The organism is Pauljensenia hongkongensis (genome assembly GCF_001746855.1).
GTDB lineage: Bacteria > Actinomycetota > Actinomycetes > Actinomycetales > Actinomycetaceae > Pauljensenia > Pauljensenia hongkongensis.
Window position 1 is genome coordinate 103,916 of the sequence record NZ_CP017298.1, and the last position, 13,758, is coordinate 117,673.

Below are 13,758 nucleotides of genomic sequence, written 5' to 3' on the forward strand. Positions count from 1 at the left end.
CGCGCGCGGGCCGAGGCCCCCGGCGGGCCGTCGACGTAGGTGATGCCCCTGTGCCCCAGGCCCGCCAGCCACTCGACGGCCTCGCCCATGCCCGCCCCGTTGTCGCTGGTCACCAAGTCGGCGTCCGCGAAGGGGCGCTCCTGGCCGATGACGACCACCGGCGCCCCCGGGTCCCCGGCGTCGCCCAGGCACCTCGGATCCACCACGACCAGCGCCTGGATCCGGAACTCGCGCAGGCGCCGCAGGGCGGCGCCCGGGGGGCACCGCCCTTCCACGGACTCGACGACGACGCGGAAGCCCGCCTGCTCGGCGCGCTGGAGGACCTCATGGCGGTAGGCGACGTGCAGCTCTTGCGACAGGTCGCACAGCAGGCCCACGACCCGCGGCTTCGACGCGCGCAGCAGGCTGCCGGCCACGTCGGCGCGGTACCCCAGCCGCTGGGCGATCTCGACGATCCTCTGGCGGGTCCGGGCGCTGATCCGCTGATCGCCGCGCAGTGCCCGCGACACGGTGGAGACGGAGGCGCCGGCCCGCACGGCGATGTCGCGCAGGGTCGGGGGCCTCCTCCCAAAGGGCTGCTTCTCCACAAGAATCCCCCCGGCCTCGCTGGAACGTCACCGAACAGCATAGCCCGCGTCCCGCCCCTGACCGCCTCCCGCCCCGGGCGGCGCGCCGAGCCTCGCCCTCCGGTGCCCGGCGGCCCGGGCGTGTATCGTTACGGGTGATGTTCCTTTAATGACCGTCCTGTGAGGCGGGGAAGGAGAACAGCGTGGGCTCACCGCAGCCAGATCGCGCCACCAGGGGCAAACAGGTCCTGGGACCGGACGACATCGCCCGCTCCCTGACGCGCATCGCATACGAGATCATCGAACGCAACGACGGGGCCGACGGGCTCGTCATCGCGGGAATACCGACCCGGGGGGCCACGCTGGCGCGCCGCCTCGTCGAGCGGATCGGACAAGTCGGGGGAGCGCGCACCCAGTACGCGTCCATCGACACGACGATGTTCCGCGACGACCTGCGCGCCCAGCCTCTGCGCCCTCCCCACCGGACGGAGATCCCCGAATCCGGCATCGACGGGCGGCCGGTCGTCCTGGTGGACGACGTCCTCTACACGGGCCGCACCGTCAAAGCCGCCCTCGACGCGCTCGGCATGACGGGACGGCCCTCGCGGGTGCAGCTGGCGGTCCTGGTGGACCGCGGGCACCGCGAACTGCCGATCCGTCCCGACTACGTCGGCAAGAACCTGCCGACCTCGCGCTCCGAGACCGTCACCATCCTGCTGGACGAGACGGACGGCGCGGACGCGGTGCTGCTGGGGGTGCGCTGATGGGCCTCGACCACCTCATCTCCATCCGCGACCTGTCCCGCGACGAGGCGGTCCTGCTGCTCGACACCGCCGAGAGCATGGCCGCCACCCAGTCGCGCGCAGTGAAGAAACTGCCCACGCTGGCGGGCAGGACCGTCGTCAACCTCTTCTTCGAGGACTCCACGCGCACGCGCATCTCCTTCGAGACCGCGGCCAAGCGCCTGAGCGCCGACGTCATCAACTTCGCCGCCGGCGGCTCGTCCCTGTCGAAGGGGGAGTCCCTCAAGGACACCGCCCTCACGCTCCAGGCCATGGGGGCCGACGCCGTCGTCATCCGCCACCCCTCCTCGGGCGCCGCCCACCGCCTCGCCCACGCCGGGTGGATGGGGCTGCCGGTGCTCAACGCCGGGGACGGCACGCACCAGCACCCCACCCAGGCCCTCCTCGACGCAATGACGCTGCGGCGCCACTACCGCCCGGATGGACCGGACGGCGGGGGAGCGACCCCCGCTCCCGGATCCGGCCTCGACGGCGCGCACGTCGTCATCGTCGGCGATGTCCTCCACTCGCGGGTCGCCCGCTCAGGCGTCGACCTGCTCACCCTGCTGGGCGCGCGCGTCACCCTGGTCGCGCCGCCCACCCTGCTGCCCGTCGGCGTGGAGGCATGGGGCTGCGCGGTGTCCTACGACTTCGACGCGGCGCTGGCCGACCAGCCCGACGCCGTCATGATGCTGCGCGTCCAGCGCGAGCGCATGAGCGCCCGGGGAGGCGGCTTCTTCCCCTCCGTGGGCGCCTACCACGCCGAGTACGGGCTCACGCCCCTGCGCTTCCGCTCGCTGCGCCCCGATGCCGTCGTCATGCACCCCGGTCCCATGAACCGCGGCCTCGAGATCTGCGCCAAGGCAGCGGACTCGGACCAATCAGTCGTCGTCGAACAGGTCGCCAACGGGGTGTGCGTCCGGATGGCGGCCCTCTACCTGCTCCTCGCACCGGAAGGGAAACACCGTGACTAGCACGCGACGGGACATCCTCATCAGCGGCGCCGACGTGGTCGGCTCCGGCAGGGCCGACATCGCCGTCAAGGACGGCACGATCGTGGCCGTGGGGCCCGGCGCCGCCGACGCCCTCACAGACCCGCGCCGCATCGGCGCCGACGGCCTGATCGCCCTGCCGGGCCTGGTCGACATGCACACCCACCTGCGCCAGCCCGGCGGGGAGGACGCGGAGACCGTCCTCACGGGCACGCGCGCCGCCGCCGTCGGCGGCTACACCGCGGTCCACGCCATGGCGAACACCAGCCCCGTCGCCGACACCGCCTCCGTGGTCGACCAGGTCCTGCGCCTGGGCGAGGAGGCGGGCTGGGTCCAGGTGCGCCCCGTCGGCGCGGTCACCGAGGGGCTCGGCGGGGCCCGCCTGGCCGCCCTGAGCGCCATGGCCCGCTCGCGCGCCCGGGTGCGGGTCTTCTCCGACGACGGCAAATGCGTGTCGGACCCCGTGCTCATGCGCCGCGCCCTGGAGTACGTGAAGGGATTCGGCGGCGTCATCGCCCAGCACAGCCAGGACCCCGCCCTCACCGACGGCTCCCAGATGAACGAGTCCCGGCTCTCGGGCGAGCTCGGGCTGGCCGGGTGGCCCGCCGTCGCCGAGGAGGCGGTCATCGCCCGCGACATCCTGCTGGCCAAGCACGTCGGCTCGCGCCTGCACGTGTGCCACCTGTCCACCGCCGGATCCGTGGACCTGATCCGGTGGGGCAAGCGCATGGGCGTCGCCGTCACCGCCGAGGCCACCCCCCACCACCTGCTGCTCACCGAGGACCTCGCCTCCACCTACAACCCCCTGTACAAGGTGAACCCGCCGCTGCGCAGCGCCGAGGACGTCGCGGCGGTGCGCGAGGGCCTGGCCGACGGCACCATCGACTGCGTGGGCACGGACCACGCCCCCCACCCCCTGGAGGCCAAGGACTGCGAGTGGCAGGCCGGGGCCTTCGGCATGACCGGCTTGGAGACGGCCCTGCCCATCCTCATCTCGACGATGGTGGAGACCGGCCGCATGACGTGGGCGGACCTCGCGCGCGTCATGAGCGCCGCCCCCGCCGCCATCGGCCGGGTCGAGGGGCAGGGCCAGCACATCCGCGCCGGATCGCGCGCGAACATCACCCTGGTCGACCCCGCCGAGCGGCGCACGGTCGACCCCCAGCAGCAGTGGACGCGCTCGACGAACTGCCCGTACACGGGCATGGAGCTGCCCGGGCGCGTGCGCTACACGATCCTGGCGGGCGCCATCACCGTGGACGACGCCGCCCCCGTCGCGAAGGAGGACCGATGAGCGGCGACACAGCGCTGCTGGTCCTGGAGGACGGCACCGTCTACCGGGGCCGCGCCTGGGGCGCCCGGGGGCGCGCCCTGGGGGAGGCCGTGTTCTCCACGGGGATGACCGGTTACCAGGAGACCCTCACCGACCCCTCGTACCACCGCCAGATCGTCGTGATGACCGCGCCGCACATCGGCAACACGGGCGTCAACGACGAGGACCCCGAGTCCGCGCGCATCTGGGTCGCGGGTTTCGTGGTGCGCGACGCTGCCCGGCGCCCCTCGAACTGGAGGTCGAGGCGCGGGCTCGACGAGGAGCTGTCCTCCCAGGGCGTCGTCGCCATCGCCGACGTCGACACGCGCGCGGTCACCCGCCACATCCGCGAGCGCGGCGCCATGCGCGCCGGCGTGTTCTCCGGGGACGCGCTGCCCGCGGGCGCCGACCACTTGGGGCCCGAGGCCGTGGCCGCCCTGGTGCGCATCGTGGCCGAGTCGCCCGGCATGAGCGGCGCGGCCCTGGCGGGGGAGGTCTCCACGGGGGGCGCCTACGTGGTCGAGCCCCTCGGGGAGTTCGAGGGGGCCGAACCCGTCGCGAGGGTCGTCGCGGTGGACCTCGGCATCAAGTCCCGCACGCCCCACCACCTGGCGGCCAGGGGCGTCCAGGTCGTCGTCGTGCCCTCCTCCTACTCCTTCGCCCAGATCGCGGACCTGCGCCCCGACGGGGTGTTCTTCTCCAACGGGCCCGGCGACCCCTCCACGGCGGAGCACGAGATCTCGGTGCTGCGCTCGGTGCTGGACGCCCGCATCCCGTACTTCGGGATCTGCTTCGGCCACCAGCTCTTCGGCCGCGCCCTGGGGTACGGCACCTACAAGCTCGACTACGGGCACAGGGGCATCAACCAGCCCGTGAAGGACGTGGAGACCGGGCGCGTGCAGATCACCGCCCACAACCACGGTTTCGCCGTGGACGCGCCCGTGGGGGGGCCGTCGATTTCGCCCTACGACTCGGGGCGCTACGGCAGGGTCGTCGTGTCCCACGTGGGCCTCAACGACGGCGTGGTCGAGGGGCTGGCCGCCCTGGACATCCCGGCCTTCTCCGTCCAGTACCACCCCGAGGCCGCGGCCGGCCCCCACGACGGCGAGGGCCTCTTCGACCGTTTCATCACTCTGATGGCCGCCCGCCGGGGCGCCGCTAGCGCGAAGGAGGGCCGCTGATGCCCCGCCGCACAGACCTGCGCTCGGTCCTCGTCATCGGCTCGGGCCCCATCGTCATCGGCCAGGCCTGCGAGTTCGACTACTCGGGGACCCAGGCGTGCCGGGTGCTCAAGGAGGAGGGGCTGCGCGTCGTCCTCGTCAACTCCAACCCGGCCACCATCATGACCGACCCGGGGATCGCGGACGCGACCTACGTCGAGCCGATCACCCCCGAGGTCGTCGCCTCGATCATCGCCAAGGAGCGGCCCGACGCGCTGCTGCCCACGCTGGGGGGCCAGACCGCCCTCAACACCGCGGTCGCCCTGGCCGAGGAGGGCGTGCTGGAGCGCTACGGCGTCGAGCTCATCGGGGCCTCCATCGACGCGATCCGCGCCGGGGAGGACCGCGAGGCGTTCAAGGCCATCGTGGAGCGGTCGGGCGCCGAGGTGGCGCGCTCCTTCATCGCGCACACGATGGAGGAGTGCCACGCGGCGGCCGAGCAGCTGGGCTACCCGCTGGTCGTGCGCCCCTCCTTCACCATGGGCGGCCTGGGCTCCGGTTTCGCCCGCACGCCCGAGGACCTGGAGAGGATCGCGGGCCAGGGGCTGGCGGCGTCGATCACCACCGAGGTGCTCCTGGAGGAGTCGATCCTGGGGTGGAAGGAGTACGAGCTGGAGCTCATGCGCGACAAGGCGGACAACGTCGTCGTCGTGTGCTCCATCGAGAACGTGGATCCCGTCGGCGTGCACACGGGCGACTCGGTCACAGTCGCCCCCGCCCTGACCCTCACGGACCGGGAGCTGCAGCGCCTGCGCGACATCGGCATCGCCGTCATCCGCGAGGTCGGGGTGGACACCGGGGGCTGCAACATCCAGTTCGCGGTCCACCCGGGCACCGGGCGCGTCATCGTCATCGAGATGAACCCGAGGGTGTCGCGCTCGTCGGCGCTGGCCTCGAAGGCCACGGGCTTCCCGATCGCGAAGATCGCCGCCCGCCTGGCCACGGGCTACACCCTGGACGAGATCCCCAACGACATCACGGGCTCGACGCCCGCGTCCTTCGAACCGGCGCTGGACTACGTGGTCGTCAAGGTCCCGCGCTTCACCTTCGAGAAGTTCCCGGGGGCCGACCCCTCGCTCACCACCTCCATGAAGGCGGTGGGGGAGGCCATGGCCATCGGCCGCTGCTTCACCGAGGCCCTGAACAAGGCCCTGCGCTCCATCGACAAGCCCGGGGCGCAGTTCCACTGGGACGGGCCCGACCCCTCGCCCGAGCAGACGCGCGCGCTCGTGGAGCGGGCGGGGACGGCCACCGAGGAGCGCCTCGTGCAGGTCCAGCAGGCCATCCGCGGCGGCGCCGGCATCGACGAGCTCCACGCGTCCACGGGGATCGACCCGTGGTTCCTCGACCAGATGGTCCTGCTCGACGAGGTCGCCAGGGAGACCATCGGCGCGCCCGCCCTGACCGGCGACGTGCTGGCCCGGGCGAAACGGCACGGGTTCTCCGACCGGCAGATCGCCTCGATGCGGCGCCTGTCCGAGGACACGGTGCGGGAGGTGCGCGGGGCATTCGGCATCCGCCCGGTGTACAAGACCGTCGACACCTGCGCGGCGGAGTTCGCGGCGCGCACCCCCTACCACTACTCGTCCTACGACCTGGAGACCGAGGTCGCCCCCCGCAGCCGCGAGGCCGTCATCATCCTCGGCGCCGGCCCCAACCGCATCGGGCAGGGCATCGAGTTCGACTACTCGTGCGTCCACGCCGCCATGGCGCTGCGCGGGGACTACGAGACCGTCATGGTCAACTGCAACCCGGAGACGGTGTCCACCGACTACGACGTCTCCGACCGCCTCTACTTCGAGCCCCTCACCCTGGAGGACGTCCTGGAGGTCTACCGCGCCGAGTGCCAGGCCGGCCCCGTCAAGGGCATGGTCGTGCAGCTGGGCGGGCAGACGCCGCTGTCCCTGGCGGCGGACCTGGAGCGGGCGGGCGTGCCGGTCCTGGGGACCACGCCCCACGCCATCGACCTCGCCGAGGACCGCGGGGAGTTCGGGAAGGTCCTGGAGGCGGCGGGCTGCCCCGCCCCCGCCCACGACGTCGCGCACTCGCCCGCCCAGGTGCTCCCGGTGGCGCGCTCCATCGGATTCCCCGTGCTCGTGCGCCCCAGCTTCGTCCTGGGCGGGCGGGGCATGGCGATCATCAACGACGAGGAGGCGCTGGGCGCGTACCTGGACCGGCCCGACATCGACGTGCTCTTCAGCCGCGGGCCCCTGCTCATCGACCGCTTCCTGGACGCCGCCATCGAGATCGACGTCGACGCCCTCTACGACGGCGAGGAGCTGTTCATGGGGGCGATCATGGAGCACATCGAGGAGGCGGGCGTCCACTCCGGGGACTCCTCGTGCGTGCTGCCCCCCATGACGCTGTCGGCGCGCGAACTCGGGCGCATCACCGCCTCGACGGAGGCCATCGCCAGGGGAGTGGGGGTGCGCGGGCTCATCAACATCCAGTTCGCGATGCTCTCCGACACCCTGTACGTCATCGAGGCGAACCCCCGCGCCTCGCGGACCGTGCCTTTCGCCTCGAAGGCGACGGGCGTGCAACTGGCCAAGGCCGCCGCCCTCATCCAGGTGGGCCGCACGATCGCCTCCCTGCGGGCCCAGGGGCTCCTGCCCGGGCGCGACGCGCGGACGATCCCCGACGGCGGTTCCATCGCGGTCAAGGCCGCCGTGCTGCCCTTCAAGCGGTTCCGCACCGCGGCGGGGGAGGTCGTCGACACGGTGCTCGGCCCGGAGATGCGCTCGACCGGCGAGGTCATGGGCATCGACCGCGACTTCCCGACGGCCTTCGCCAAATCCCAGTTGGGCGCGTTCACGGAGCTGCCCACGCGGGGCACGGTGTTCATCTCCATCGCGGACACCGACAAGCGGGCGATCGTCCTGCCGGCCGCGCGCATGGCGGAACTGGGCTTCACGGTCCTGGCCACGTCGGGCACGGCCTCGGTGCTGCGCCGCAACGGCATCGCGGCGCAAGTGGTGCGCAAGTCCTCCGAGGGGCGCGGCGCGGAGGGCGAGCCCACCGTCGTGGACCTCATCAACGAGGGCCGCATCGACCTGGTCGTCAACACCCCGCAGCGGTCGGCGAACCGCCACGACGGCTACCGGATCCGCGCGGCCGCGGCCGCCCACGACCGGCCCGCGGTGACGACGCTGCAGGCGTTCAACGCCGTCGTCCAGGCGATCGAGGTGCGCGCGCGCGGCGCCTACTCCGTCCGCTCCCTGCAGGAGTGGGACTCCCACCGGTCCAAGGAGGCCCGATGAACCCCCTCAACGCCAAGGAACCCGCCCGCATGGGCTTCGGCGACAGGCTCTACGAGGCGATGGGCGCCCACGGGCCCGTCTGCGTCGGCATCGACCCCCACGCGGCGCTGCTGGCCCGCTGGGGCCTGGACGACGACGCGCGCGGCCTGCGCGAGTTCTCCCTCAGGGTCGTCGAGGCGCTCGGCGGCCGGGCCGCGGCGCTCAAACCGCAGTCCGCCTTCTTCGAGCGCCACGGGTCCCAGGGGGTCGCGGTCCTGGAGGAGGTCGTGGCCGCCTGCCGGGAGCTCGGGACCCTGTGCGTCGTGGACGCCAAACGCGGCGACATCGGCTCCACCATGGAGGGCTACGCCGACGCCTACCTCTCTGACGCCTCGCCCCTGGCGGGCGACGCGGTGACCCTGTCCCCGTACCTGGGCGCCGGGTCCCTGGCGCCCGCGCTGCGCCTGGCCGAGCGCACCGGCCGGGGCGTGTTCGTCCTCGCCCTCACCTCGAATCCGGAGGGCGCGGACGTGCAGCACTGCCGCTCGCGCGAGGGCGTGTCCGTCGCCGCGCGGATCGTGTCCCAGCTGGCGGACTTCAACGCCTCCTGTGACAAAGTTCATCTGGGTCCCGCGGGGGTCGTCGTGGGCGCCACAGTGGGCTCGGCGGTGGCCGATCTGGGGATCGATCTGGCGGCACTGCGCGGCCCCGTCCTGGCGCCGGGCGTCGGCGCCCAGGGCGCCGGGCCGGCGCAGGTCAGGGATGTTTTCCGCGGCGCGCGCTCCGCCGTGCTCGCGTCCTCGTCGCGTGCGATACTCGAATCGGGTCCCGATTTGCGGGGGCTCCGTTCGGCGTACAAACGGGCCGTAACCGAGCTCGCCGGATAGCCCGGAACGGCACGGCGCGCGGAAAGCAGGAGAAAAATCATCCGGTTGGTGACATAGTTAATTCACGAAGACCCCAATGGAGGAAGTGATCAGAATGGCACTACCTGATCTCACGCCCGAGCAGAGGGCTCAGGCCCTCGAGAAGGCCACTCAGGCGCGCCGTCGGCGCGCCGAGGTGAAGAACGCGTTGAAGGCCCGCTCGATGAACCTCTCAGAGGTCCTCGAACTGGCGGAGAGGGACGACGCCGTCGCGAAGATGAAAGTCGTGACCCTGCTCGAGTCCCTGCCCCGCGTCGGGACGAACACCGCGGCAGTCCTGATGGACCAGTACAAGATCGCAGCGAGCCGCCGCGTGCGCGGACTCGGCCCTATCCAGCGCAAGCAACTGGTCGAGCGTTTCGGATGAAGCGGTCCGGCGTGGCACGATGGGCGCATGACCGAAGCACCCGCACTCACCGTGCTCGCCGGCCCCACCGCCGTTGGGAAGGGGACGGTCGTCGCAGCGCTCAAGGAGCGCCACCCGGACCTGAGGGTCTCGGTGTCGGCGACGACCCGCCCGCCCCGGCCCGGCGAGATCGACGGCGCCCACTACCACTTCGTCTCCGATGAGGAGTTCGACTCAATGGTCGAATCCGGGGACATGCTGGAGTGGGCGCTCGTCCATGGCCGCAACAAGTACGGCACCCCCCGCCGCCCGGTCGACCGGGCCATCGCCCAGGGGCACCCGGTGCTCCTCGAGATCGACCTGGACGGCGCCAGGCAGGTCCGGCGCACGCGGCCCGACGCCCGTTTCGTCTTCCTGGCGCCCCCCTCGTGGGAGGAACTGGAACGGCGCCTCGTCTCGCGCGGCACCGAGGACGGGGCCGAGCAGCGGCGCCGCCTGGAGACTGCCCGCGTGGAGATGCGGGCCAGCGCCGAGTTCGACCACATCGTCGTCAACGACTCCGTGGAACGCGCCGTATCAGAACTCGCCGCCCTGATGGGCCTGGAGTAGACTGCCACTCACGCCGTTGAACAGAGGAGACACGTATGTCAGGAATCGTCGCCCAGCCCGTTGGCATCACCTCGCCGCCCATCGACGACCTGCTCGAGCACGTCGATTCGAAGTACGCCCTGGTGATCTTCGCGGCCAGGCGCGCCCGGCAGATCAACTTGTACAACCTGCAGCTCGCGCAGAACATGATCCAGTTCGTCGGCCCCGTCGTCGAGACCTCCCCCGACGAGAAGCCCCTGGCGATCGCCCTGCGCGAGATCGACGAGGGGATGCTCACCCTCGAGGCGTCCCCCGGGGTCTGACATGGCGACGGTCGTCGTCGGCGTCACCGGGGGCGTCGCCGCCTTCAAGGCCGTGCGCGTGGTCCGCGAGCTCATGCGAGCGGGCCACGACGTGCGCGTGGCCGCGACCCCCGCCTCCCTGAACTTCGTCGGCCCCTCCACGTGGGCCGGCCTGACGGGCGCCCCCGCCGTCGTCGATGTCTTCGGGGCCGGCGCCGAGCACGTCGAACTGGCGCGGGCGGCCGACCTGGTCCTCGTCGTCCCGGCCACCGCCGACGCCCTCGCGCGGATCCGCGCGGGCATGGCGGACGACATGGTGGCGCTCACGGTGCTCGCCTCCACCGCGCCCGTCGTCATCGCCCCCGCCATGCACTCCGCCATGTGGACCAACCCCGCGACCGCCTCGAACGTCGCGGAACTGCGGCGCAGGGGGTACACGGTCATCGACCCGGAGGAGGGCGCGCTCGGCTCGGGCGACACCGGGGTGGGGCGCCTGCCCGAACCCGCGGCCATCGCCTCGCGCGCCCTCGCGGTCCTGGCCGGGCGGGGGCGGTGCGGCGGACCGCTGGCGGGAGCGCATGTGCTCGTCACCGCCGGCGGCACCCACGAGCCCATCGACCCGGTGCGCTACCTCGGCAACTCCTCCAGCGGGCGCCAGGGCACAGCTATCGCCCGCGCGGCGGCGGCCGCGGGCGCGCGCGTCACCCTGGTCGCGGCGAACATCGACGACGCCCTGGTGCGCGGCGCCGGAGCGGGGGCCGAGGTCGTCCCCGTCTCCACCGCCGTGCAGATGCGCGACGCCGTCGCCGCCAGGCTCGAGGGCGCCGACGCCCTCGTCATGGCGGCGGCCGTCGCAGACTTCAGGCCCAAGCGCGCCCTCGCCTCGAAGATCAAGAAGGACCCCGACGGGGACGGCGCGCCCGTCATCGAGCTCGTGCGCAACCCCGACATCCTCGCCGAGGCCGCCCGCGCCCCCCATCGGCCGCGCGTCGTCGTCGGTTTCGCCGCAGAGACGGGCACGGACGAGGAAGTGGCCGCCTTCGGGCGCGCCAAGGCCCGCCGCAAGGGCGCCGATCTGATGGCCGTGAACCGCGTGGGGCAGGGCGAGGGCTTCGGCGACGTGCCCAACCGCATCGAGGTCCTCGACGCCGACGGCCGCAGCGTGGGCGCCGCCTCGGGGACCAAGGACGACGTCGCCGAGTACCTGGTCGGACTCATCGCGAGCCGCCTTGCTACGCTGAGTGCGTGAGTCGACAGCTTTTCACCTCAGAGTCAGTAACCGAGGGGCACCCCGACAAGGTGTGCGACCGGATCTCCGACGCGATCCTGGACGCCCTGCTGGAGAAGGACCCGCGCGCGCGCGTCGCCGTTGAGACGATGGCCGCCACCGGCCTCATCCACATCGCCGGCGAGGTGACCACTGACGCCTACGTGGAGATCCCCGAGATCGTGCGCCGCGAGATCCTCCAGATCGGCTACGACTCCTCCAGGGTCGGCTTCGACGGCGCCTCGTGCGGCATCTCCATCTCCCTGGACGGGCAGAGCCCCGACATCGCCGGCGGCGTCGACGAGGCCCTCGAAGTGCGCGGCGGAGCGGCGGGCGACCCCAGGGACCGGCAGGGCGCGGGCGACCAGGGCATCATGTTCGGCTATGCGTGCACCGACACCGCCGACCTCATGCCCGCCCCCATCTGGCTGGCCCACCGGCTCGCCGAGCGCCTCGCCCACGTGCGCAGGAACGGGACCGTGCCCGGACTGCGCCCCGACGGGAAGACGCAGGTCACCCTCGCCTACGAGGGGGACAGGCCCGTGGGCATCGACACGGTCGTCGTCTCCGCCCAGCACGACGAGGAGCTGTCCCAGGCCGACCTGCGCGACGCCATCGGGGAGCACGTGGTGGCCCCCGTCCTGGCGGCCTCCGGACTCGGCCTGGACGCCGGCTCCATGGAGCTGCTGGTCAACCCGTCGGGCCGTTTCGTCCTGGGGGGGCCGGCCGGCGACGCGGGCCTGACGGGGCGCAAGATCATCGTCGACACCTACGGCGGCATGGCGCGCCACGGGGGCGGCGCCTTCTCCGGGAAGGACCCGTCGAAGGTGGACCGCTCGGCCGCCTACGCGGCGCGGTGGATCGCCAAGAACGTCGTCGCCGCCTCCCTGGCGCGCCGCTGCGAGATCCAACTGGCCTACGCCATCGGGCGGGCGAACCCGGTCGGCCTCTACGTCGACTCCTTCGGCACCGGCGCCGTCCCCGACGGCGCGATCGCCGACGCGATCCGGCAGGTCTTCGACCTGCGCCCCCTGGGCATGATCGAGGACCTCGACCTGCTGCGCCCCATCTACCGCCAGACCGCGGCCTACGGCCACTTCGGGCGCGGTGGCTTCCCGTGGGAGCGCACCGACCGCGCCGACGATCTCAGGGCGGCGCTCGCATGAGCGCCACCGCGTGGACGCGACGCACCTGCGCCGAGATGGCGGTCAGCGGCGCAGTCGGCCTGGTCGCCTCCTTCGTGCTGTCCATCGAGGCGTGGCAGCTGGCGATGGACTCGACGACCCGTTTCGGCTGCGACGTGTCCTCGGTGCTGTCGTGCTCGACGGTCGCCCAGACGTGGCAGGCCCGCATCCTGGGGTTCCCCAACGCGTTCCTGGGCATCCTCTTCGAGACGGCGGTCCTGGCCGTCTCCGTCGCCCTCTTCGCGGGGGTGCGCTTCCCGCGCTGGTACATGGTGTGCGTGAACATCATGTACACGGTCGCCCTGGCCTTCGCCTACTGGCTGTTCCTCCAGTCCTACTTCGTCATCCACGTGCTGTGCCCGTGGTGCCTGCTCATCACGATCACGACGACCCTGGTGTTCGGCGGGATCACGCGGATCAACATCCGCGAGGGGGTGCTGGGCCTGCCCCAGTCGGCGCGCCACTTCGTGGAGAAGGGCTTCGACTGGTCGATCTGGGGGCTCTTGGTCTTCATCATCTGCGCGATGGTCGCCGCGCGTTACGGGGCGGGCCTGATCGGCTGATCCGCAGACGCGGGCGGGCCGTGGTGGAATTGACCCATGACAGGCACCCAGGCGGCGTTCGATGGATTCGAGGAGGCCCCCGCCCGCACCGGCGAGATCGCGGGGGTCCTGGTCGACGTCGACCTGGCGCACCTGGACCGCCCCCTGGACTACGCGGTGCCCGAGGAGCTGAGCGGCGGGGCGCAGGTCGGGCGCCTCGTGCGCGTCACGCTGGCGGGTAGCCGGGCCAACGGGTGGATCGTGTCGCGGCGGCGGGGCCCCATCGGCGCCCGCATGGCGGCCGTCGAGCGCGTCGTCTCGGACCTGCCAGTCACGACCCCCGCCCAACTGGAGCTCGCCTCGCGCATCGCCCTGCGCTTCCTGGCCACCTCCTCCCAGGTCCTGTCAGTGGCCGTCCCGGCCCGGCACGCGCGCGCTGAGCGCGCCGTCATCGCGGACCTGTCCGCGCCCCGCGCCCCCGCGCCGACCGCC

14 protein-coding genes are annotated in these 13,758 nt (G+C 72.5%); 13 read left to right on the top strand and 1 reads right to left on the bottom strand.

Translation table 11 applies throughout. The annotated features are described in order from the left end of the window. Positions 1-587, bottom strand: a 587-nt coding sequence (locus BH719_RS00485; RefSeq protein WP_009399786.1) for a LacI family DNA-binding transcriptional regulator, incomplete at its 3' end; no start/stop codon positions are given. A gap of 182 nt (positions 588-769) precedes the next feature. Between BH719_RS00485 and pyrR the strand changes: the two genes are divergently transcribed. From pyrR to BH719_RS09895, 13 genes are all read left to right on the top strand, one after another. Next, complete coding sequence (gene pyrR / locus BH719_RS00490; RefSeq protein ID WP_009399788.1) at positions 770-1,330, top strand: bifunctional pyr operon transcriptional regulator/uracil phosphoribosyltransferase PyrR; 561 nt, start codon at positions 770-772, stop codon at positions 1,328-1,330. Then, entirely contained in the window at positions 1,330-2,322 is a 993-nt protein-coding gene (locus tag BH719_RS00495; protein WP_009399789.1) for an aspartate carbamoyltransferase catalytic subunit, read from the top strand. Before pyrR ends, BH719_RS00495 begins: the two co-directional genes overlap by 1 nt. Then, entirely contained in the window at positions 2,315-3,634 is a 1,320-nt protein-coding gene (locus tag BH719_RS00500) for a dihydroorotase (protein ID WP_009399790.1), read from the top strand. The genes BH719_RS00495 and BH719_RS00500 overlap by 8 nt, the downstream gene beginning before the upstream one ends. Then, entirely contained in the window at positions 3,631-4,833 is a 1,203-nt protein-coding gene (gene carA, locus BH719_RS00505) for a glutamine-hydrolyzing carbamoyl-phosphate synthase small subunit (RefSeq protein WP_009399791.1), read from the top strand. The genes BH719_RS00500 and carA overlap by 4 nt, the downstream gene beginning before the upstream one ends. Then, a complete protein-coding gene (carB, locus tag BH719_RS00510) occupies positions 4,833-8,132 on the top strand; it encodes a carbamoyl-phosphate synthase large subunit (RefSeq protein WP_009399792.1) in 3,300 nt (1,099 codons plus the stop codon). Before carA ends, carB begins: the two co-directional genes overlap by 1 nt. Further along, entirely contained in the window at positions 8,129-8,998 is an 870-nt protein-coding gene (pyrF, locus tag BH719_RS00515) for an orotidine-5'-phosphate decarboxylase (protein WP_009399794.1), read from the top strand. The genes carB and pyrF overlap by 4 nt, the downstream gene beginning before the upstream one ends. 94 nt (positions 8,999-9,092) lie before the next feature. Continuing rightward, on the top strand, positions 9,093-9,404 hold the full coding sequence (gene mihF, locus BH719_RS00520) for an integration host factor, actinobacterial type (RefSeq protein ID WP_005869092.1): 312 nt from the start codon (positions 9,093-9,095) through the stop codon (positions 9,402-9,404). A gap of 27 nt (positions 9,405-9,431) precedes the next feature. Then, positions 9,432-9,992 (top strand): guanylate kinase, encoded by a 561-nt coding sequence (gene gmk, locus BH719_RS00525; RefSeq protein WP_009399797.1) that lies wholly within the window; start codon positions 9,432-9,434, stop codon positions 9,990-9,992. 35 nt (positions 9,993-10,027) lie between these two features. Then, positions 10,028-10,294, top strand: a complete 267-nt coding sequence (gene rpoZ, locus BH719_RS00530; protein ID WP_009399798.1) for a DNA-directed RNA polymerase subunit omega — start codon at positions 10,028-10,030, stop codon at positions 10,292-10,294. Between the two features lies 1 nt (position 10,295). Beyond that, positions 10,296-11,522 carry a bifunctional phosphopantothenoylcysteine decarboxylase/phosphopantothenate--cysteine ligase CoaBC gene (gene coaBC / locus BH719_RS00535; protein ID WP_009399799.1) on the top strand — a complete coding sequence of 409 codons (1,227 nt, stop codon included), beginning with the start codon at positions 10,296-10,298 and terminating at the stop codon, positions 11,520-11,522. After that, positions 11,519-12,706, top strand: coding sequence for a methionine adenosyltransferase (gene metK / locus BH719_RS00540; RefSeq protein ID WP_009399800.1), 1,188 nt, complete (start codon positions 11,519-11,521; stop codon positions 12,704-12,706). Before coaBC ends, metK begins: the two co-directional genes overlap by 4 nt. Then, complete coding sequence (locus BH719_RS00545; RefSeq protein WP_009399803.1) at positions 12,703-13,287, top strand: vitamin K epoxide reductase family protein; 585 nt, start codon at positions 12,703-12,705, stop codon at positions 13,285-13,287. Before metK ends, BH719_RS00545 begins: the two co-directional genes overlap by 4 nt. A gap of 36 nt (positions 13,288-13,323) precedes the next feature. Continuing rightward, the coding region (locus tag BH719_RS09895; RefSeq protein ID WP_009399805.1) for a primosomal protein N' family DNA-binding protein at positions 13,324-13,758 on the top strand (435 nt) is incomplete at its 3' end.